This is a genomic window from Mycobacterium sp. NGS48 (assembly GCF_059812585.1).
Map to the genome: position 1 here is coordinate 508,671 of NZ_JCALCY010000002.1, position 20,909 is coordinate 529,579.

Annotated in this window: 21 protein-coding genes; 8 read left to right on the plus strand and 13 right to left on the minus strand. The window is 65.4% G+C overall.

Translation table 11 applies throughout. The features are described from left to right. Positions 1 to 30 precede the first annotated feature (30 nt). The 8 genes from AC5Y42_RS06165 to AC5Y42_RS06200 are packed head-to-tail and all read right to left on the minus strand — an operon-like array spanning position 31 to position 8,865. On the minus strand, positions 31 to 621 hold the full coding sequence (locus AC5Y42_RS06165; RefSeq protein ID WP_499896574.1) for an NADPH-dependent FMN reductase: 591 nt from the start codon (positions 619 to 621) through the stop codon (positions 31 to 33). An 8-nt stretch (positions 622 to 629) separates the two neighbouring features. Next, positions 630 to 1,619 (minus strand): cyclase family protein, encoded by a 990-nt coding sequence (locus tag AC5Y42_RS06170; RefSeq protein WP_499896575.1) that lies wholly within the window; start codon positions 1,617 to 1,619, stop codon positions 630 to 632. Next, positions 1,607 to 2,431: a coniferyl-alcohol dehydrogenase gene (locus tag AC5Y42_RS06175; RefSeq protein ID WP_499896576.1), complete on the minus strand. Its 825-nt coding sequence runs from the start codon at positions 2,429 to 2,431 to the stop codon at positions 1,607 to 1,609. The genes AC5Y42_RS06170 and AC5Y42_RS06175 overlap by 13 nt, the downstream gene beginning before the upstream one ends. Continuing rightward, entirely contained in the window at positions 2,428 to 3,729 is a 1,302-nt protein-coding gene (locus AC5Y42_RS06180) for an LLM class flavin-dependent oxidoreductase (RefSeq protein ID WP_499896577.1), read from the minus strand. Before AC5Y42_RS06180 ends, AC5Y42_RS06175 begins: the two co-directional genes overlap by 4 nt. After that, positions 3,726 to 5,450, minus strand: a complete 1,725-nt coding sequence (locus AC5Y42_RS06185) for an FAD-binding protein (RefSeq protein ID WP_499896579.1) — start codon at positions 5,448 to 5,450, stop codon at positions 3,726 to 3,728. The genes AC5Y42_RS06180 and AC5Y42_RS06185 overlap by 4 nt, the downstream gene beginning before the upstream one ends. Beyond that, positions 5,447 to 6,364 (minus strand): 3-carboxyethylcatechol 2,3-dioxygenase, encoded by a 918-nt coding sequence (locus AC5Y42_RS06190; protein ID WP_499896580.1) that lies wholly within the window; start codon positions 6,362 to 6,364, stop codon positions 5,447 to 5,449. Before AC5Y42_RS06190 ends, AC5Y42_RS06185 begins: the two co-directional genes overlap by 4 nt. After that, positions 6,312 to 8,000, minus strand: coding sequence for a bifunctional 3-(3-hydroxy-phenyl)propionate/3-hydroxycinnamic acid hydroxylase (locus tag AC5Y42_RS06195; protein ID WP_499896581.1), 1,689 nt, complete (start codon positions 7,998 to 8,000; stop codon positions 6,312 to 6,314). Before AC5Y42_RS06195 ends, AC5Y42_RS06190 begins: the two co-directional genes overlap by 53 nt. 1 nt (position 8,001) lies before the next feature. Beyond that, positions 8,002 to 8,865, minus strand: coding sequence for an alpha/beta fold hydrolase (locus tag AC5Y42_RS06200; protein WP_499896582.1), 864 nt, complete (start codon positions 8,863 to 8,865; stop codon positions 8,002 to 8,004). A 128-nt stretch (positions 8,866 to 8,993) separates the two neighbouring features. Between AC5Y42_RS06200 and AC5Y42_RS06205 the strand changes: the two genes are divergently transcribed. From AC5Y42_RS06205 to AC5Y42_RS06215, 3 genes are all read left to right on the plus strand, one after another. After that, positions 8,994 to 9,659, plus strand: coding sequence for an IclR family transcriptional regulator (locus tag AC5Y42_RS06205; protein WP_499896583.1), 666 nt, complete (start codon positions 8,994 to 8,996; stop codon positions 9,657 to 9,659). Between the two features lie 14 nt (positions 9,660 to 9,673). Next, positions 9,674 to 11,290, plus strand: coding sequence for an FAD-dependent oxidoreductase (locus tag AC5Y42_RS06210; RefSeq protein WP_499896584.1), 1,617 nt, complete (start codon positions 9,674 to 9,676; stop codon positions 11,288 to 11,290). A gap of 104 nt (positions 11,291 to 11,394) precedes the next feature. Beyond that, positions 11,395 to 12,831, plus strand: coding sequence for a WS/DGAT/MGAT family O-acyltransferase (locus tag AC5Y42_RS06215; protein WP_499896586.1), 1,437 nt, complete (start codon positions 11,395 to 11,397; stop codon positions 12,829 to 12,831). Positions 12,832 to 12,836: 5 nt separating this feature from the next. Here AC5Y42_RS06215 and AC5Y42_RS06220 read toward each other — a convergent pair whose 3' ends face one another. After that, positions 12,837 to 13,637 (minus strand): lysophospholipid acyltransferase family protein, encoded by an 801-nt coding sequence (locus tag AC5Y42_RS06220; protein WP_499896588.1) that lies wholly within the window; start codon positions 13,635 to 13,637, stop codon positions 12,837 to 12,839. 106 nt (positions 13,638 to 13,743) lie between these two features. Between AC5Y42_RS06220 and AC5Y42_RS06225 the strand changes: the two genes are divergently transcribed. Continuing rightward, positions 13,744 to 14,829: an NAD-dependent epimerase/dehydratase family protein gene (locus AC5Y42_RS06225; RefSeq protein WP_499896590.1), complete on the plus strand. Its 1,086-nt coding sequence runs from the start codon at positions 13,744 to 13,746 to the stop codon at positions 14,827 to 14,829. Here AC5Y42_RS06225 and AC5Y42_RS06230 read toward each other — a convergent pair. Further along, the gene (locus AC5Y42_RS06230) at positions 14,807 to 15,325 is read right to left on the minus strand and encodes a TetR/AcrR family transcriptional regulator (RefSeq protein WP_499896804.1); all 519 of its coding nucleotides are present in this window, start codon (positions 15,323 to 15,325) and stop codon (positions 14,807 to 14,809) included. The genes AC5Y42_RS06225 and AC5Y42_RS06230 overlap by 23 nt on opposite strands. Before the next feature lie 161 nt (positions 15,326 to 15,486). Between AC5Y42_RS06230 and AC5Y42_RS06235 the strand changes: the two genes are divergently transcribed. The 4 genes from AC5Y42_RS06235 to AC5Y42_RS06250 are packed head-to-tail and all read left to right on the plus strand — an operon-like array spanning position 15,487 to position 17,852. Next, complete coding sequence (locus AC5Y42_RS06235) at positions 15,487 to 16,230, plus strand: hypothetical protein (RefSeq protein ID WP_499896591.1); 744 nt, start codon at positions 15,487 to 15,489, stop codon at positions 16,228 to 16,230. Continuing rightward, positions 16,227 to 16,991: a hypothetical protein gene (locus AC5Y42_RS06240; protein WP_499896593.1), complete on the plus strand. Its 765-nt coding sequence runs from the start codon at positions 16,227 to 16,229 to the stop codon at positions 16,989 to 16,991. The genes AC5Y42_RS06235 and AC5Y42_RS06240 overlap by 4 nt, the downstream gene beginning before the upstream one ends. A gap of 10 nt (positions 16,992 to 17,001) precedes the next feature. After that, positions 17,002 to 17,586 carry a cytochrome c oxidase subunit 3 gene (locus AC5Y42_RS06245; RefSeq protein WP_499896595.1) on the plus strand — a complete coding sequence of 195 codons (585 nt, stop codon included), beginning with the start codon at positions 17,002 to 17,004 and terminating at the stop codon, positions 17,584 to 17,586. Next, positions 17,583 to 17,852 carry a cytochrome C oxidase subunit IV family protein gene (locus tag AC5Y42_RS06250; protein WP_499896597.1) on the plus strand — a complete coding sequence of 90 codons (270 nt, stop codon included), beginning with the start codon at positions 17,583 to 17,585 and terminating at the stop codon, positions 17,850 to 17,852. The genes AC5Y42_RS06245 and AC5Y42_RS06250 overlap by 4 nt, the downstream gene beginning before the upstream one ends. A 130-nt stretch (positions 17,853 to 17,982) precedes the next feature. Here AC5Y42_RS06250 and meaB read toward each other — a convergent pair whose 3' ends face one another. Genes meaB through AC5Y42_RS06265 form a run of 3 tightly spaced genes read right to left on the minus strand, consistent with a single transcriptional unit; the run spans position 17,983 to position 20,785 of the window. Then, on the minus strand, positions 17,983 to 18,840 hold the full coding sequence (meaB, locus tag AC5Y42_RS06255; RefSeq protein ID WP_499896598.1) for a methylmalonyl Co-A mutase-associated GTPase MeaB: 858 nt from the start codon (positions 18,838 to 18,840) through the stop codon (positions 17,983 to 17,985). Positions 18,841 to 18,850: 10 nt separating this feature from the next. Next, a complete protein-coding gene (locus AC5Y42_RS06260) occupies positions 18,851 to 19,990 on the minus strand; it encodes a thiolase family protein (protein ID WP_499896600.1) in 1,140 nt (379 codons plus the stop codon). 27 nt (positions 19,991 to 20,017) lie between these two features. After that, entirely contained in the window at positions 20,018 to 20,785 is a 768-nt protein-coding gene (locus AC5Y42_RS06265; protein ID WP_499896602.1) for an enoyl-CoA hydratase/isomerase family protein, read from the minus strand. Positions 20,786 to 20,909: the final 124 nt, after the last annotated feature.

Genomic DNA, 20,909 nt, shown 5'->3' on the forward strand with positions numbered 1-20,909 from the left:
ATGTACCAGCACAAAACGCACGGCGGCCGCTCAGCCGGCGCTCGGGGCGGGAGCCGACCGCGTAAACGTCAGCACTTGGGATGCCAACAGGTCGAGCTGAGCCTGCACACCGGTATCGGCCAGTGCTCCGGCCGTATCCCAGATCTGGTCTGCCGAGTTGATCGCCACGCCCAGCGGAGTGGGCCAGGCGCGCAGCGCGTGACCGATCGCCCGGAGTTGGTCGAGCGTGCCCACCGCCGCCTGCCATCCGTAAGCGCAGCTGATACATCCCCACGGCTTGTTGTCGAGGTACACCCGGGAATCGTCGCGCATGTCCTCGATGTAGTCGAGTGCGTTTTTCACCAATCCCGAGATGCCGCCGTGGTAGCCGGGTGAGCCGACGATGACGGCGTCCGCCTCGCGCAGCGCGCCGATCAGCTCGATGGCTCTGGCTGTTCGGGCCGGTTCGTGCGGGTTGTACATCGGCAGATCGATGTCCTCGCCGCAGTACAGCTTGGTGCGTCCACCTTGGCGCTCAACGGCTGTCAGACAGTTCCGTAGCGCCCGTTCGGTCGACGAGTTCGATCGCAACGTCCCGCCCAGACCGACGACCAGTGGCCCGGCCTCAGTTAGTTTGGTCATCTTCGTCCCTACTTGATTGCGATGGGATTCACCGGAGACCCCACCGCGCCAACGACTCTGAGCGGCGGGGCGACCAGTTGAAACTCGTAGACCCCGTCGGCTGCGCAGTCTGCTGCCAGTGCAGTCAGGTCCCAGTACTCGCCGAGCATCAAACCCATGTCACGCAGGCACAGCATGTGCATCGGCAAATACGTTCCCTCGACCCCGGATACCGGGTGTTCGACCATCAGGTTGTCGGCGGCCACGGCCGCGACGTCGTGGTCGTGTAACCAGGAAGCGCAGCGCCAGTCCAGGCCCGCACCGAGCTCACTGCCGTCACCGGTCTCGAGAAACCGCGCCCACCAGCCGGTCCGGATCAGCACAATGTCCCCGCGTCCGATCGCCACCTGCTGTGAGCGGGCGACGTCGTCGAGTTCGCCGGGCGTGATGGGGTTGCCGAGTTCGAGGAACGTGTCTGCACCGCGGTGGCGGACCAAATCCAGCAGCACACCGCGGGACGTGATGCCTTTGCCGTCGACCTTGTCGATGCCGCAGTGAAATGCGCCGAAGCTGGTGACCGAACCCGCCGGGAAGCCGTTGTAGAGCTGGTCGTCGTAGTAGACGTGGGACAACGCATCCCACTGGGTAGCGGCCTGCAGCGGCATGATGATCATGTCGTCGTTGAAGCGGAACGGATTGTCTTGAAAGTATTTACTGAGCTCCTGTGCGCTCGGGTTGCGGTCCCACTGCGGTCCGTGTTGGGCCAGCGTGCTGGTGTCGCCGCCGTCGACGGTCATGACGTGGATCGGATTGTGCCGGAACTGAAACGCGCCCTGCGGGCCTGCTGACCCGAAGTCCACACCGAGCGGAAAGACCTTGCCGTGCTTGACCAAGCTCGCTCCTTGGGCGATCTTGTCCGTGGTGATGAAGTTCAGGGTGCCCAGCTCGTCGGTATTTCCCCACCGGCCCCAGTTGCTGACCTCGCGTGCGGCGCGACGAAAGTCGGTCAGGCCGGCCACGATGCGGCTCCTCCCTCGAGTTCACCGGCGATCGAGACGCCCACGGTTCCGCCGTCGACCCAGATGACCTGTCCCGAAATGTAGCTGGCAGCGCGGCTATTCAAAAACACCAGCACTGCGGCTTGTTCGTCGGGCTCGGCGACTCGGCCCAACGGCTTGGGGATATCGTCGAGATAATCCTGACCGTAGGCGGTCCGTAGTTGGTCGAGAATCGGTGTTTCGGTCACCCCGGGGCCGGTGCAGTTGATCCGGATACTCCTGGCGCCGAGGGCGGCGGCACATTTCATGGTGTAGAGAATGATCGCTTCTTTCGACAACCGGTACCCCCCACCGGTCAGCGCATCGGGGTGGCGGTGGCACCACTCGATGCCCTCGGCCATCGTCGCGGTATGCAGCAGCCCGGCCGTTGTTTGGTGACGATCCCGGTAGCCGGCTGCTGCCAGCGAGGACACACTGACCACTGACGACCCTGCGGGCATCTTGGGGATCACCGCCTCGGTGAGATGCCGCAGGCCCAGAAAGTTGACCGTCACGACGAGCAGCGGATCGCCGATCCCTGAGGACACACCGGCGACATTGAACAGCGCATCCACCTGCCCGCCAACGGATGCCACCGCACGATCGATCGACCCGGCATCAGTCAGGTCAACCTCGTGAAACTCGTCGATCTCGACGGTCGGTCGCGCACGGTCCAGACCGACGACCTCGGCCCCGAGTTCGGCGAGTTGGGCCACCACCTGCGCACCGATGCCCGAAGCACATCCGGTCACGACCGCCCGGCGGCCGTCATAGCGCCACAGTTGCTCGATCACGAACCTTGTTCTTTGGCGCGCTGCGCCGCTTGGACGCGGCCCTCGTTGATCTCGGCCATGGCTTCGGGGATCTCGCTGGCGGTGAACTTCCCTCCCCGGCCGGTGGGCAGCCCGCCGAAGGAGTAGCTTTCGTCGAACTCCGGTGCGGTCGAGGCCGTGCGGCGCGCCTCGATCTTCTCGACGACCGGCGCTAGCCGCTTGGTCTTCTCGGCCACCGCTTTGGCGTCGCGTTCGATGAATTCCGGCAGTACTTCTTTGCCCATGATTTCGATGGATTCCATGGTGCCCTCGTGGCTGCGCGGGTTGAGCAGCAGGATGATCTCGTCGACGCCGCTGTCCTCGTAGCCTCGCAGGAACTCTCGCACGGTGGCCGGTGAGCCGATCGCGCCGCGGCCGGGCCCGTAGGCCAGCGTCGGGTCTTTCTCGCATTCCTCGAGATACCGCTCCCAGACGCCGGTGCGTCCGGGGGTGTGCACACCGGTCATGTAGTAGTGCATGATCCCGAACGAAAAGAAGCCGCCACCCATTCCGAGTCGGTCAAGGGCCTGCTCGTCGGTCTTGGCCACCATCATCGACAGGTCGCCGCCGATGGCCAGGATGTTCGGGTTGATCTGCGGAGTGACCGGGACGCCGCTTTCCTCGAGTTCCTTGTAGTAGCCGTTCACCCGCTCGGTCAGCGGACCCGGCCCGGTGTAAGCGAAACTCAGTGCACCAATGCATTTTTGGGCCGCCATCTGAACGGATGCCGGCCTTGTGCAGGCCACCCACACCGGCGGGTGCGGCTTTTGCGCCGGCTTGGGGATGACGTTGCGGGCCGGCATCTCGATGTGCTGGCCTTTGAATCCGGTGAACGGCTCCTCGATCATGCAGCGGATCGCCACTTCGAGTGCCTCTTCCCACTGCGTGCGCTTATCGGCGGGATCGATGCCGAAGCCGCCGAGTTCGCCGACCGAAGACGACTCTCCGGTGCCGAACTCGACCCGACCGTTGGAGATCAGATCCAGGGTGGCGATGCGTTCGGCCACCCGGGCCGGATGGTTGACGACCGGCGGCAGGTGCATGATGCCGAAGCCCAGGCGAATGTCCTTGGTGCGCTGGCTGGCCGCGGCCAAGAACATCTCGGGCGCGGTGGAATGGCAGTACTCCTCCAGGAAGTGGTGCTCGGTCAGCCAGACCGTGGAGAAGCCGGCCTTATCGGCCGCCTCCACTTCGTCGAGGCAGTCCTGCAGCAGGATCCGCTCGTCGTCGGGCTGCCACGGGCGGGGCAGGGCGAATTCGTAGAACAGCGAGATCTTCACTGGTTACCTCCGATAAGTGATGAGCTTTGGCTGACAAGGTGTTTGGCGGCGACGTAGCCGAATGTCATGGCCGGGCCGATTGTCGCGCCGGCACCGGCATAGCTGCGTCCCATGACGGGTGCTGCGGTGTTGCCGACCGCGTAGAGGCCGCCCACCACGGTGTGGTCGTTGCGAAGCACCCGGGCGCACTCGTCGGTGCGCAGACCGCCCGACGTGCCGAGGTCCCCGAGAATGACCCGGAAGGCGTAATAGGGCGGTTTGCCGAGTGGATACAGGTTGGGGTTGGCCAGGGTAGGATCTCCGTAATAGTTGTCGTAAACGCTGTCACCTCTGTTGAAGTCGTCGTCATGACCGTTGCGGGCCAGCTGGTTGAAACGTGTTGCGGTTTCGCGTAGTTGGTCGGACGGGATCCCGATCTCGGCGGCGAGCTCATCCCAGCTGTCGGCGGCTTTGACCACACCCGACGTCAGCCAGGCCTTCGGCACCTTGCGTCCGGTGGGCACCGGGGCGCCCGGAATCTTGGGTAGCGGCAGATGCCCGGCCACAACGTAACGGTTCCAGGACCGGTGGTCGGTGATCAGCCAGCACGGGATGTGGGTGATCCCGGATTTCTGCCCGTCGAGCATGGCGTGGCCGAAATCCATGTAGGGTGCCGCCTCGTTGATGAAACGTCTGCCCGCGCCGTTGACGATGAACTGCGCCGGCATCATGCGCTCGTTGAGCATGAACTGCATTCGGCCATCGGGCCATTGGATGGCAGGGAACCACCAGGCTTCGTCGAGCAGGTCGGTGGCGCCGCCCACCTGTTGGCCCGCACGGATACCGTCGCCGGTGGCCGCGGGGTTGCCAAAGCTCCAATCATGGTCGACGACCGGTTGGTGCTCTTTGCGCCAGGCCAGCTCGTGGTCGAATCCACCGGTGGCCAGAATGACTCCCCGGCGGACGTGGATCTGCTGCGATACCCCGTCTTTGACGACGACGGCGCCGATGACCGATCCGCCGTTGTCGGTGAGCAATTGTGTCATCGGCGAGTCCAGCCACAGCGGGATGTCGCGGTCTTTCATCGCCAGCCGCAGCCGTGCTGCGAGCGATTGACCGATGGCCGCGACGCGGTCGCCGAAGAGCCGCGCCCGGATCATCCGCCACATCAGCTTCACCAAAACGGCCTTCCCCGCCCAGGATTGGCGCACCTGATAGAACGATCGAAGCTCCTTGGGGCCAAGCCAAATTCCCTTGGGAGCCAGCGCCAAGGGTTGCAGCAGGTTTTGCTCCTCTTCGGCCAACTCGCGCAGGTCGATGGGAGGCACATTGATCGTGCTGCCGAGTTCGGAGCCGCCGGGCAGTTCCGGGTAGTAATCGGCATAGCCGGGTTTCCACACGAACTCAAACCATGGGCTGAGTTGTTCGAGAAACGCCATCATTTCCGGCGCGGAGTCGACGTACTGCCGGATCCGCGCATCGCTGACGAGCCCTTCGGTGATGCGCTGCAGATACTCGACAACACCGTCGCGAGGCGGTTCGTAACCTTCCCGGTGTTGCGCGGGCGCGCCCGGCACCCAGATTCCGCCGCCCGAGAGCGCCGTGGAACCACCGAAGTGGTGCGACTTTTCGACGACCAGAGTGTCCAGACCCGAAGCGTGGGCCGTCAGGGCGGCGGTCATCCCGCCGCCGCCGGAACCGACGACCAGCACGTCGACGGTGTGCTCGACCGTTTCCGTCATGTCGACATCGCCGTGCGGATGGCGAACCCGGCGATGAGTTCGGCGGCTGCTTTGTAATAGCGCACCTCGGTCTGGTAGGGGCCGGCCGCCGCCAGCGCAGCGAAAGCCGCGACCCAGGTGCGGATCTCGTGCGCGGAGTTGCCGCCCTCATGGGCGATGAACGAGTTGGACCACTCATCGAGGTCGGCAAGCTGACCGGAGTCGACGATCTCGAGGAATCGGTGATCCCAGGCCGGGTTGATCGGTTGACGGTCGCTGCGCCCTTCGGCCAGCGCCTGCGCCGCCTCGATCACCGCCGTCTGTCGGGCCTGACGCTGGTCGGAGGTCATCGGTTTGCCGTGCACGATCCGTTCCGCTACTTGCGGGGTTGCCGTCGCCAAGGTCGCTATCGGCGGATCATGGGACAAGCCACCGGATCCCACCACCAGGACCCGCTTGTCCAGCGTTGCCAAATAGTGGCCGACCGCGGTTCCCAGTGCTCGAGAACGTTGAAGCGGGCCGAGCGGTGTGGCGACCGAGTTGATGAAGATCGGCACCACCTGGGGTGCCGTGGCGGCGCCGAACAGTTTCTCCAGGGGTTGGACGGTGCCGTGATCCACCGCCATGCTCGCCGAAATCGCGAGGTCGACGCCCGCATCGAGTACCGCTTTGGCGCAGGCGATCGCGATCGCATCGGGAACGTTGAGCGGTCCGGCGTGGGTGCCGTAGTCGCCGACACCCGCTGCGCCGGTGGCGATGCAGAACGGCGGCATCAGCTTGTAGAAGAATCCGTTGTAGTGGTCGGGCGCGAAGATGACTACGAGTTCGGGGTCGAACCCGCGAACGAAATCCTGAGCTTGCGCCACCGCACTGGCGATGTCATCAATGAGGTCCTTGGGCGGCCCCGGCAGATTCAGTAGCGGGCTGTGGGACATACAGCACAGGGCTATGGGCACTTCGAGAATCACCCCCTCCCGGAGTCAAGGTGAGGACGTCGAAAAGTGCCGCGCTCAGTTCCGGTGCGAGCTGAGCGATTCCGGCGGCAGCGATGCAACGGTCGGGACGCAGGAACAATACGGATTCCTGATGGGCGTCGAACCAGGTTTTCAGATCGCCGTCGCGATCGCCGACGATCACCACGTCGGGATCGTCGTGACCGGTCCACTGCAGCTGAGGCAGTGGACGCGCTGCCACAAACCGCGCGCCGAGCGCTTTCCAGCTCGCAAACGCCTGCTCCCCCAGAATTTCCCGCGGATTGTTGTTCCACGCCAGCACCGCGAAGTTGGCGCCCAGCACATCGTCGAGCATCACGTTGCGCTGTTCGCGGGTATCCACGCGCGGCTGCACGAACAGGGTGCCGACCGGCGAGTCTTCGCGGCGCGGTTCGGAATGCACAACCGCGCCGTGCTCGTAGCGCGGCATCGGCTTGAACCGCATCTCCAGCACATACCGCTTGAGCGAGGGCACAATTGAGGCTGACCGCACCATGAGGTCGCGGACGGCGGCGACCCTTCGGTTGGTCGGGGAGATGACCCGGCCCACCATGGTGGACAGGTCGATCATGGCCCGGGCATGCTTGCGCCGTTCGACGTCGTAGGTGTCGAGCAACGCCTCGTCGGCTTGGCCGGTCACCACTGCGGCGAGCTTCCAGCCCAGGTTCGCCGCGTCCCGGATACCGCTGTTGTAGCCCTGCCCTTGCCAGACCGGCATCAAGTGTGCGGCGTCGCCGGCAAGAAGCAGCCGACCGCGGCGGAACGCGCCCGCGATCCGGGAGTGGTGGGTGTACACCCGCCGCCGGATCACCTCGACCCGATCCGGATATGGCACGAACGGAGCAAGCATGCGCGCCAGGAAGTCCGGGTCCTGCGCCTGCTCATCGGATTCGTCGGCGTGAATCATGAATTCGAACCGCCGGATTCCATGCGCGATAGAGATCGACGCATAGGGTCGCTCAGGGTCGGCACCGACTTCACTGTTGGGATGACCGAGTGGATCATTCGCCAAGTCGACGACCAGCCATCGGGTCGGCGAGGTCGTGCCGTCGAAGGACACGCCCATCAGCCGCCGGGTGGCGCTGCGCCCGCCGTCGCAGCCGACGACATAGCGCGCCCGCACGCTCGACGGATCGCCGTCGCCACCGAGCTCGACTGTCACGGCGTCCGGTGCTTCCGCGTATGAGGTCATCGGGCGATTCCAGCACACCTCGACGTGCTCGAATCTGTCCAAGCCGCCCAGTAATTCGGCATCAACCAGTGGCTGCACGAAGCCGTTGCGCTTGGGCCAGCCGAACCGGGCATCGGCGGGGGCCATCTCGGCCAGCAATCGGCGCTTGGCGTCGACGAATCGCAGAATTTGGTTCGGCACGGTATGGGGCAGGATCGCCTCGACCAGTCCGATGGTCTGGAAGGTCCGCAGTGCCTCGTCATCCAGGCCCACCCCGCGCGGATAGTCGATCAACGTTTCCCGCTCGTCGACCACCATGGTGCGAACACCGTGCAGGCCGAGGATGTTGGCTAGCGTCAGGCCGACGGGGCCTGCCCCGACCACGACGACGTCGAGATCTGTTGTCACGTCAGCGTCCCAGCAGGAAGTCGAGATGCAACCGATTGAACGTCTTGGCGTCCTCATACTGCGGCCAATGTCCGCAACCGCCCATCACCTCGAAGCGCGCGCCGGGAATCATCGACGCGATCCGGCGGCCCTCGCTGACATCGGCGGTGGGGTCATCGCTGGTCCACAACACCAGGGTGGGCGCAGTGATCCGGCCGTACTCCGCCGGCCCCAGCAGGTTGCGCGCCCGGATCTCGGGATCCTGCAGGGCCATGATGTCGCGCATCGCGGCGACGAAACCCGGCTGGCGATATACCCGCTGCCGACTGGCGACCAAGTCGTCGTAGCCCTTCGACTTGTCGGCCATCAACCACTTGATCCGGGCCTGCACGGTCTCCCAGGTCGGATTCTCGGCCGCTGCCATCGACAGCGTGATAATACGTTGCATCACTTCGGGATCGGCCTGCGAACCGCCGGCGGTGTTGAGCACGAGCCGGTCGACTTTGTCGGAGTGATCGGCAGCGGCGCGCGCGGCGACCCAACCGCCGAGCGACTCACCCGACAGGCTGGCTCGCTCGGCGCCGATTGTGCGCAGAACCGCCAGCAAATGTTCGACGTAGTGACTGATCTCGAGCGGATGACCGGGCTTATCGGTGTAGCCGTGCCCGAACATGTCGATGGACCACGTCCAGAAATGCTCGGCATGTGCTTCCAGATTGCGGACGTATGCCTCGGCGTGGCCGCCTGATCCGTGCAACAGCACGAGTACCGGTTTGCCCGGGTCGCCGGCGCGCAGGAAGCGGGTGCGAACGCCGTCGGCGTCGAGGTAGCCCTGCTCGCACGGGACACCCTGGAGGTCACTCCAGACGCTTTCGTACTCGGCCACCTGGCTCCTTCTGCGGAAGTCTGGTTCTCGTCGGGCGCAACCATCGTGTGCTAAAATCGCACAGTGATGTGCACTATATATAGAGCATCACTCTCCGCCGGTTGTCTGTCAAGGGAAGCGCCGCGGCCGTGAACGGGTCACAGACGCTGGCCAGAGGACTCAGCGCCCTGCAACTGGTCGCGGCGGCGCCTTCGGGTCTGAGCGTGCAACAGGTCGCCGACGCCGTCGGGGTGCACCGGACGATTGCCTACCGCCTGCTCGGCACGCTGGCTGAGTTCAGGTTGATCGCCAAGGGCGACGATGGCCGCTACCGCCCGGCGGCGAACCTTGCCGTGCTGGGGGCCTCGTTCGATCGCAATCTGCGCCAGCTCAGCGTGCCGATTCTGCGGGCGTTGGCCGACGACCTCGGCACCACCGTGTCATTGCTGGTGGCCGAGGGCGATCAGCAGGTGGCGATCGCGGTGATCGTGCCAACCCAGGTTCCCTATCAGCTGGCGTTTCACGAGGGCAGTCGATACCCGTTGGACCGAGGCGCGGCCGGGATCGCACTGTTGGCGAGCATGCCGGCGCGGCCGGCAGAACGCGATCTCGTCGCCGAGGCGCGCACGCGGGGCTGGGTAATCACCCACGGCGAAATCGAGCCCAACACTTACGGTCTGGCCGTGCCGGTGCGCCGGGAGCCACCCTCACCGCCGACGTGTATCAACTTGATCTCACACCGGGAAGGCGTCGTGATGGGCGGGCAGGACGCCGTCATCACGGCGGCCAAGCAATTGTCGGAAATCCTCGGCTGAAAGGACGCGCACCCATGCCTTCTTGGGACCATGAAGTCGACGTCGACGTGCTGGGCAGCGGCGGCGCCGGCCTCACGGCGGCCCTGACGGCAGCCGCCGACGGCGCGTCGGTGGCGGTCTACGAGAAGGCCGCAACCGTGGGTGGCACCACCGCGGTGTCCGGCGGAGTGGTGTGGATTCCCGCGCATCGTCGTTGTCCCGACGAAGAATTGACGGTCGCCGACGCATTGCGCTATCTGCAGGCGCAGTCGCTCGGTTCGATGGACGAGGCGCTGGTCGACACATTCGTCCGCACCGGCCCGGCCATGCTCGACTTCGTCGAGGCGCACAGCGGTCTGCGCTTCGAAATCGCCACCGGCTTCCCCGATTACAAACCCGAGCTTCCTGGCGGGCGGCCCACCGGAGGCCGGTCGCTGAGCGCCGCACCCTTCGATCTGAGCCGGCTGGGCCAGTGGCGCGACCGGATCACCTCGTTTCCCGCTGACTGGTCCAACGTCGGATTCGACGCCGAAACCCGGGCGCGGCTGCACGCGGAGGTCGACGAGCACGCATCGGACCTGTGCGTGGCCGGCACCGCGCTGATTGCCGGGCTACTCAAGGGATTACTCGACCTGGGCGTGACACCGCAGACCAACGCGCGGGCCGAGGAGCTGGTTGCCGACGACGACGGGATTACCGGCGTCCGGGTTCTCTGCGACGGACAACAGCTGACCGTGCGCGCCCGTCGCGGCGTGATTCTGGGTACCGGCGGGTTCGAGTGGAACCGGCCATTGGTCCACGCATTTCTGCGCGGCCCGATGCACGGAGCGGTCTCGCCGCCCAACAACACCGGAGACGGCTTGCGGATGGCGATGGCGCACGGGGCCGATCTGGCCAACATGGGCGAAGCGTGGTGGGTGCCCATCGTGCAGATCCCCGGCGACACGATCGACGGCGAACAACGCAGCCGCAGTGTGCGGCTGGAGCGGACCCGCCCGCGCAGCATCATCGTCAACCGCGCCGGACGACGATTCGTCAACGAGGCGTGTGACTACAACTCGATGGCCGGGGCATTCCACTACCTCGACCCGCGCGACGGGTACGTCAACGATCCGGCGTGGATCGTGTTCGATTCGCTGCACCTGAAACGCTATGGGTTTTTGGGCGTCGCCCCCGGGGAGCCCGTGCCGGACTGGTTCTGCGCGTCACCGGACTTGGCCGAATTGGGCGCCAGGGCCGGTATCGATTCCGACGGGCTGGCCCGCACGGTCGCAGAGTGGAACCGCAATGTGGCCGCCGGCCACGATCCCGACTACGGCCGCGGATCGAGCGCGTACGACGGATATTGGGGTGACGAGCGGGCGACGACGCTGGCCGAGAAGACGCTCGGGCCAGTCGATAACGCTCCGTACTACGCGGTCCCGGTGTCAGTGGGTGCGATGGGAACCAAGGGCGGACCGCGCACCGACGGTGACGGTCGCGTCCTGCACGTCAACGGCGAGCCGATACCGGGGCTGTTCGCCGCCGGCAACGCGATGGCGGGTGTAACCGGCCGGGCTTACGGCGGTGCCGGTGGAACCATCGGACCGGCAATGGTTTTCGCATTCCGCGCCGCGCATGCCGCGGCCACCGGTCGCTCGGTTGACGCCTGACGCGTTCCGCCGGCGAACACGACTTTTCTCCGAAACCACCGATCAGCACCGCGCGGATGGTTCGATAGCTCCATCAACCGAGTCGCTAGCGATCGAGGTGGGCAATGAGGCGACTCAACGGCATGGACGCCATGTTGCTGTACACCGAAACCCCCAGCCTGCACACGCACACGCTGAAGGTTGGGATCATCGACGCCACCGACTTCGACGGTGAGTTCAGCATCGAGGTGGTTCGGCAGACCTTTGAGCGTCGCCTGCACCTGCTGGACCCACTGCGCTTCAAGCTCGTCGATATTCCCTGGCGGCTACACCACCCGATGTGGCTGGAGAATTGCGAGGTCGATCTCGACTATCACTTACGTCGGGTGCAGATTCCGCAGCCCGGCGGTCGACGAGAGCTTGACCAGGTAATGGGCGAGATCGCCAGCACGCCGCTCGACCGTAGCCGACCGTTGTGGGAGTTCTACTTTGCCGAGGGCCTGAGTGACGATCGCTTCGCGCTGATCGGCAAGGTGCATCATGTGCTCGCCGACGGGGTTGCCTCAGCGAACCTACTGGCGCTGCTGATGGATCTGAAGAAATCGGCCGGCGACGAACATGCCGACTACGAACGCTGCGCCCTGCCCACCAGGACCGAGCTGTTGCGGGCGGCCGGACGCGATCACATGCGGCAGGTTGCCGCGCTGCCGCGGCTGGCTACCGACGCCGCACGTGGCATCTCCCGCGTCCGGCGGCGCTCGCGGAATCGCGGCGAACACCCCGATCTGGCCGAAAATTTCAAAGCGCCACCGACCTTTCTCAACCATGTCGTCTCGCCGGTACGGACGTTCGCCACCGCTGTCCTGTCGCTGGCCGAAGTCAAGGAGACTGCCAAACACCTCGGCGTGACGTTCAACGACATCGTCCTGGCAATCGCCGCGGGCGGGCTGCGAGAGGTGTTGCTGCGCTATGACGGCAGGTCTGACCGGCCGATCATCGCCTCGGTGCCGGTCAGCACGGACAGATCCCCAGACCGGATCTCCGGCAACGAAATCAGCGGACTGTCGGTGTCGTTGCCCGTGCACGTCGACGATCCACTCGAGCAGGTTCGTCTGGTCTCGGTGTCCACGACTATCGCCAAGGAAGATCACGATCTGCTCGGCCCGCAGCTGCAGGGCCGGCTGATGGCGTATCTGCCGCCGCCGTTGACCCCGGCCCTTTTTCGGTGGTCGTCGAAACGGGCGGCACAGAACAGGGCGATGAACGTTGCGGTCTCCAATGTGCCCGGGCCACGGGAACGCGGCACGATCGGAGGCGCTCCGGTGACCGAAATCTACTCGGTAGGAATTCTTTCCGCGGGCGCCGCGGTCAATATCACGGTGTGGAGTTACGCCGACCAGGTCGACATCTCAGTACTCTCCGACGATCGGACCTTCAACGACATCCACGAAGCCACCGACGCGATGATTCATGCGTTCGGTGAAATCCGGGGGGCCGCAGGCTTTCCCGGCGAACCAGCCAGGGTCGAAACGGCGATGGCGCCGGCAACCGCCAACGGCTAGCCGCTTCACCCCAGCAGTGGGAAGCGGCGCTGCTGCGCGAGCCGGTCGAGAGCGGCCTGCATCACCGAACGCACATGCGTGTCGACCTCGGCGATATCCGGTTCCGGACCGAACCGGGCCGCGACGTCGATGGGCTCCAGCACCTCGGTGACGATCTTGGTGGGCAGCGGCAGGTTGGGCGGGAAGATCACGCTGAGTCCGAACGGGACACCGAAGCTGACCGGCAGGATTTTCATTCGCGCCCGGTACAGTCCCAGCAGTTTGGCTATCCGGTCACCCCGCAGCAGGAACAGTTGACTCTCTTGGGCCCCGATGGAGACCATCGGCACGATGGGGACGCCGGTCTCGATGGCAGTGCGCACGTATCCGGTGCGGCCTTGGAAGTCGATGGTGTTGGCACTCAGCGTTGGCCGGTACGAGTCGTAGTCGCCACCGGGGAAGACCAGTACCACCCCACCGGACCGCAGTGCCTGGGCAGCGTTTTCGCGGTCGGCGTGGATGACGCCGGCCCGGATCAGCCATTGGGCTAGCGGCCCGATGAACAAGCCGTAATGGCCCAGTGTGTAGACCGGCCGGTCGTATCCGAATTTGTGGTAGAAGGCGGGCGCGAAGACCAGTACGTCGGGAGTGAGCATGCCGCCGGAGTGGTTGGAGACCACCAGTGCACCGCCGGCGGCGGGAAACGACTCCAAGCCGCGTACCTTCGCCCGGAACCATCGCTTGACGATCGGCCCGATCGTGTTCGTGAGCTGTCGGGTGAGGCCCGGGTCCCACTTGGCGATGTCCGGTTTGCCGTTACCGCTCACAAACTCCCCTGTCTCTGCACCGGCCTGGATCAGCGTTTACCTGCGGATATGATACTCTCCGCATTCGAGAATGTCATAATCCATCCTTGTGCAGCTGAGGGGGCGCATGCCTGGAACCGTCCTGGTGACCGGAGGGTTCGGGCTGGTCGGGTCGGCGACCGTGCGACGGCTGGCCGCCAGTGGCAGACAGGTGGTGGCCGCCGACCTCGACACCCCCGCCAATCACAAGGCGGCGCGAGCGCTGCCGGCCGGCATCGATACCCGGTGGGCAGACCTGACCGACCCTGCCGCGGTCGATCGGCTGATCGCTGAGACCGCGCCCGCGGCAATCGTGCATCTGGCCGCCGTCATCCCGCCGCAGATCTACTCCAACGCCAAGCTGGCCCGCAAGGTCAACGTCGACGCGACCGGCACGTTGGTGCGTGCCGCCGAAGCGCAACAGGTCCCGCCACGTTTCGTGCAGGCCTCCAGCAATGCCGTGTACGGCGCGCGTAACCCGCACCGGGTGACGGCTCCCGTCCGGGCGGACACCCCGCCCAAGCCGTCCGATGTGTATGGACAGCACAAGCTCGAGGCCGAAGAACTCGTGCGCTCGTCGAAGCTCGACTGGGTGGTGCTGCGACTCGGTGGTGTGTTCAGCGCCGACCCCACCGCGATGCCGTTCAGTTCCGACGCGTTGTACTTCGAAAGCTTGCTGCCGACCGACGGGCGGCTGCACGGCGTCGATGTCCGCGACGTCGCGGCCGCGTTCGCGGCGGCAACCACCGCAGACGTCGTCGGCGAGATCCTGCTGATCGCCGGCGACGACTCACACCGGTTACGGCAAGGCGAGGTCGGCCCGGCCCTGGCCGCCGCCCGCGGTATGGCCGGAGTGCTACCCGCGGGCAGGCCCGGCAATCCGGACAGCGACACCGACTGGTTCGTCACCGACTGGATGGATAGCACCCGGGCGCAGCAGGCCTTGAATTTCCAACATCATTCGTGGCCCGACATGGTCGCCGAGATGCGCGCGCAGGCCGGCTGGACGCGCTACCCGATGCGACTCCTGACCCCGGTGGCGCGGCAGATTTTGACCCGGCGCGCGGCCTACCGGCATGCCCCCGGGCGCTACGCCGATCCCTGGGGAGCGATCCGCGCCAGGCTCGGAGATCCGCGGCCCGATACGCCGTTCACTCAGCGGACGTCTCCATGAATCGGCGGGTCAGCCGAAGCAGCTGCGAGCGCAGCGCCTCGTCGTCGACGTCAGCCACGAGTGGATGCATGACGCCGACGGCGATGGCGCCGGACAGCATCGCCGCCGTCACTCGCGCGTCGTCGCCGGCGTCGCCGACAAGGACGCCGTAGAGCCGCTGGATAAATTGCTGGAACGGCTGATGTCGGGCAAGCAGGCGGACGATGACGGGATCGAATTGCAGCGTGCTCGCCACGCCGCGGCGCTTGACGGCAAGTTCGATCACGCCGTCGAGCAGCAACTCGCGCGCCCGCAGCTGGGACTGCTCGGCTTCGGCGGCCTCCAGCGCTTCCTCCAGGCCGCCGAGCTCACGTTCGGTGAGCGCGATGACGATCTCGTCCTTGGTTTTGAACTGGTGGTAGACAGCGGCTTTCGTCACGCCGATGGCGTCGGCGATCATCTGCAACGATGTTCCGCCGACCCCGTTTTCGGCGATCAGACGCAGTGCGGCATCCAGAATGCGGGTCTGAGCGGCGCTGCGCCGGATGGAACGCAGTCGCGTGCCGGCCTCAGTGGACACCACCCGGCCAGCCTAGCCGATCGGCTATTGACCGTGCCTAGCCGATCGGCTAGGTTCGGCGAGCAGGTGCCAACTCCCTTCGGATCCCGGAAGGTGTGATGTCGACTCTCGCCGAGGAGCAAGATGTCCGACCGACGGTGAGCGTGCGCGGTCAGTTGATCTGTTTGTGGCTGACGCCGGTTGTCGCCGTGGTTTTGTTGATCGCGTTTCTGGCGTTCCCGGGCTTCTTTCCGCCGATGTCGCCTCGAATGACCGCCGACCAGGTGGCCGACTTCTACGCGCACAACACCACGATGATCCGCTTCAGCATGATCACCTACAACCTGTTCGGCATCATGTTGATCCCGCTGTTCGCGCTGATCGTCGTGCAGATGAAACGGATGGCGACACCTAACCAAGTGCTCGCCTACTGCTACTTGACCGCGGCCGTCAGCGGCGCAACGTTATTCGCGCTCGCCGACATCTTCTGGCTGGTGGCCGCCTACCGGCCCGAGCGGAATCCGCAGTTGATCCAACTACTCAACGATTTGGCCTGGATTACGTTCATTGCACCGGTCGGCATGCTGGTGGTCCAGAATCTCTGCCTTGCGGTGGCCGTCTACCTCGACGCGCGGCCCCGGCCGATTTTCCCGCGCTGGGTCGGCGCATTCAGCCTGGCGACGGCAGCGGCGATGACACCGGCCGCGTGTGCAGCCGTAGTTCGAAGCGGACCGTTGGCCTGGGACGGGGTGGTGTCGTTCTGGCTGCGCATCGGTGCCTTCGCGTTGAATGTGGCGGTGATGTTCGTCGTGCTGCGTACGGCGATCAAGCAACAAGCTGACGACGGAGTCGCAGCGGAATGACCCGCAGCGCAACGGCTTCAGCGGTGGCGACTGCCGCCGGAGATGGCGAGCGCCACCGGCCGAGGACCAAAACCGATCTGCTGATCTGCTATTGGGTTGTCCCGACTTTTTACAGCATGTTCGGCCTGATCTTCGTCGTGCTGACACGGGTGATGCCGCCGCCGCGCCCCGATGTCGCCGCCGACCAGATGGTCGCTTTCGTGCATCAGCATGCGTTGACCATCCAGATCGGGTTTGCGCTGTTGATGCTCATCATCGGCTTCGCCGGCGTGACCAACGGCATTGTCGTGTATGAAATCAAGCGCATGTCGGTCAGCCCGGTATTCGCTTATGCGTACCTGGGCGCACTGGCCGTCGGCGCGATACCGGGATGCCTGATGGCCGCAATATCGTTCCTGACGGCTGCATTCCGGCCCGACCGCGACCCGGAGATCGTCGCGCTGATGTATGACCTGACATTCTTGTCTTTCGTCGGATCGCTGGGATGTTTCTCCACCGGATATCTGGTGTTCGCGATCGCCATCCTGTTGGACAAGAACCAGGTTTTTCCCAAATGGCTGGGTTACATATCGATTTGGCAGATCGTCACCGAGTTGCTCGCCGCCCCGGTGTTCATCTTCAGATCCGGACCACTCGCGTGGAACGGTTCGATCAGTTTCTGGATGGGCACGGCGATCTTCGGGTTCTGGCAGGTATGTGTGATCGTGCTGTTGAAGGTGGCGGTCGACCGCCAGCCGCTCGGTCAGCAGGTGCAGGATTAGGGCTGGGCCGATGACAGAAACCCGCTCAGATGTCGGCCGCAAGCCGCAGGCACATGTACCCGGCGATGGCAGCATGTGGGTGTTCGTGCTGGGCGACCTCATCATCTTCGGCGCCTATTTCGTCATCTTCATGGTCTACCGCGCGCAGCAGCGTGCTCTTTTTCTGGAATCCCAGGAGCACCTGAGCCTCAACATCGGGGTCGTCAACACGTTGGTGCTCATCGCCAGCTCGTGGTTCGTCGCGCGTGGCGTGCACGCGGCCCGTTCGGCGGATCACACCGCCGCGGTGCGACTACTGTTCTGCGGCGGTGGTTGCGGCGTCCTGTTCATGGTGATCAAAGCCTACGAGTGGTATTCGAAAATCAGTCAGGGACTGACCTTTCCACGCAACGACTTCTTCATGTTCTACTACCTGCTCACCGGCGTGCACCTGTTCCACGTGCTGCTCGGGCTGGTGATACTGGGGGTCGTCGTCGTCGATCAGCGCAATCCCACGCTGCGGCGGGTGAGTATGGCCGAAGCGGGCGCCACCTATTGGCACATGGTGGACCTGCTGTGGATTGTCATCTTCGCGCTGCTGTACGTGATGCGATGACCACGACTGCGCGGCTCACCGGCGTGTGGCTGGTTCTGTCGGCGATTACCGTCGTCACCTGGTGGCTCGGGCCGGCGCACGCCCAGGGGACGCCGACGGCCAGCGTCCCGATCACGATCGCGGTCTTGGCCCTGGCATTGGTCAAGGCGCATCTGATCATTGCGAACTTCATGGAAGTGCGCACCGCGCCGCGGTGGTTGCGGCTAGGCAGCGATGCGTGGCTCGTCGCCCTTTGGGGCGCGATCCTGGCGATCTACCTCTGGTGAACAACTGGCCGGTCGGGCCAAAAGTTGTTGCCGGGAGTGCGGTTTCATACGCAACACGCCGCAGCACCCGTATGAAATTGCACAATCGCGGTGCGGGCGTGCGGGAGGGCGGGAGCCGGGCGGCGAACCGTCAGGACAGCAGCCCGTCGGCGGCGGAGTAGGGATCGCTGCGGCCATCGGCAACCGACGCCGCGAGCCGGTCGAGATCCGGGTGCGTCCGCAGTCGGGTTTGCGCAAGCGACAGGATCTGCGCCCGCGCGCGCGCCAACCGGCGCCGATGGCTGTCGGTTCGGTGATGGGCGTCGATCGCCTCCATCAGTTCCGCCAGGCCTTCACCCTTCGCGGCGACGAGACTAAGGATCGGCGCCGTGGTCTCGGCGCGCAGATCGCGAATCGTCTGCTTGGCGCCCTCCCGATCAGCTTTGTTGACCACCACGATGTCGGCGACTTCCAACAGGCCCGCCTTGGCAGCCTGCACGGCGTCGCCGGCTCCCGGGTTGAGGATGACGATGGTAGGGTCGGCGACCGCAGCGATTTCGATCTCGGACTGCCCCACGCCGACGGTTTCCAGCAGCACCACGTCGTAAGCCAATGCGCCGAGCAACCGGATGGCCGCGGGAACGGCGGCGGCCAGTCCGCCCAGATGGCCGCGGGTGGCCAGCGAACGAATCAACACCTCGGAGTCGTTGATATGGCGGGTCATTCGAATCCGGTCGCCGAGCAATGCACCACCGCTGAATGGCGAGGACGGGTCGACGGCCAGCACCGCCACCCGCAACCCCCGCTCGCGATAGCCCCCGACGAGAACCGCGATCGTCGTCGATTTGCCCGCCCCCGGCGGCCCGGTGATGCCGACGACGTATACCGGCGACGGATCGAGGCTATCCAGCACCTCGGCACGACGGTCACCCTCGACCAAGCTGAGTAGCCGACCGGCCGCGCGGGGAGATCCGTTCCGCGCGGCGGCGATCAACTCGGCGATGTTCATCTCCAGGATTTTATGGCGCCGGCACCTCGATGACCGTGGCGGAACCCATCCCACCGCCCGCGCACATCGCCGCGACCCCGAAACCGCCGCCGCGCCGCCGCAATTCGTGCACCAGCGTTACGAGCATCCGGGCCCCGGTGGCCGCAACCGGATGCCCTAACGAGCAGCCGCTGCCGCTGACGTTGACCCGGTCGGGGTCCAGATCGAGCAGTTTGATCGTGGCCACGCACATCGACGCGAACGCCTCGTTGATTTCGAACAGGTCCACGTCGGATAGCGAAAGGTGTGCGCGGGCAAGAGCCTTGGGGATGGCCTCGACCGGCGCCAGGCCGGTGGCAGCGGGATCGACACCGACCGAGGCCCAGGCGCGGACGGTCGCGAGCGCGGGCAGACCCAACCGGTCGCTTGCGATGGTCAGCACAGCGGCGCCGTCGTTGGCACCGCAGGCATTGCCGGCCGTGATCGAGAAGCCATCGATCTCGGGGTGCAGCGGCTTGAGCGCGGCCAGCTTCTCCATTGTGGTGTCCCGACAGGGGTGCTCGTCGACGTCGAACAACCCGTGCGGTGTCTCGATCGGGACGATTTCGTCTTTGAACCGTCCCTCGTCGATTGCGGCGATTGCATTGCGGTGCGACCGCAGCGCCCAGGCGTCCATCTCCTCGCGGCTCACGCCTGCCGCCACCGCGGCATTCCAGCCGACGGTGATCGACATGTCCATGTTCGGCGCGTCCGGCCGGTTCGGGTGCGTCGGTGGGAACCAGTCGACCCATTCCCCGTCAACCTGCAGGCGCGATCGCGGCGACGTCGAGGCGGAGTTCACCCCGCCGGCGATGATCAGCTGGTCCATTCCGGCTCGCACGCTGGCCGCCGCGCTTTGCACCGCGGCCTGGCCGGCCGCGCAATGGCGGTTCTGGGCGAGCCCAGGCACGGACGGCAACCCTGCGGTCACGGCGGCGTGCCGGGCCAATACCCCTCCGCCGTACAGACCTTCGCCCAGGATCACGTCGTCGGGCTGGGCCGTATCCACGTCCGCCGCAGCTTCGGCAACCACGTGGTGTGCCAGCTCGTACGCGGTGGTGTCGCGCAGGGTGCCCTTGCGGGCGGTACCGATGGGTGTCCGCAGCGCGGACACGATGACAGCTTCAGGCACAGCTTTTCTCCAATTCGACAAGCGGGGTCAGTTTTTGCCGGCGGTCAGTTTGGTGACGATCGAGCGGAAATCCTCGGTTTGGAAGGACTCCTTTTCGGCGGACAGCGCGAAGTCCAGGGTGGCCAGCACCGCACGCTCGAGGTGCACGTTGAGCACCCGTTTGGTGCTCTCGACCGCTTGCTGCGGCAGCTCCATGATTTTCTTGGCGGCTGCCATCGCCTCGGCGACCGGGTCGTCGGCAATGTGGTTGGCCAACCCGAGTTCGACGGCGCGCGCCGCAGAAATACGCGCGCCGGTCAGCGCGTACTCCTTGGCCAACAGCAGGCTGATATGCAGTGGCCAGGTCAGCGGTCCCCCATCGGCGGCCACCAGCCCGACCTGCACGTGCGGATCGGCCAGATAGGCGTCTTCGGCGATATAGACAATGTCGGACAGTGCAACCAGGCTGCAGCCGAGGCCGACGGCCGGCCCATTGACGGCCGCTACTACCGGAATTCGGCACCGCGCCATCCCCAGCACAATGTCGCGTCCATGCGCGATCGTCTTGGCACGCAGGTCGGCGTCCTGCGCCAATTCGGCCAGGTAGTGAAAGTCGCCGCCCGCCGAGAACGCCCGTCCGCTACCGGTGAGCACGGCGGCCCGCGCGGAGCGGTCGGCGCTGAGCCGCGGCCACAGCTCCGCTAACCCGGTGTGCAGGTCGTCGTTGACCGCGTTGAGCGCATCAGGGCGGTTCAGCGTGATGATCCGCAGCGGACCGTCGGCGCGGACGTCGATTTCGGTTGGCATGTCGTACACGTCAAACTCCTTCCGATGGTCGTGACCCGCTTCACCCGGGCTTCGCCCGCGTTCGCGATCACTCCTACTTCGATGGTCGTGACCCGCTTCACCCGGGCTTCGCCCGCGTTCGCGATCACTCCTA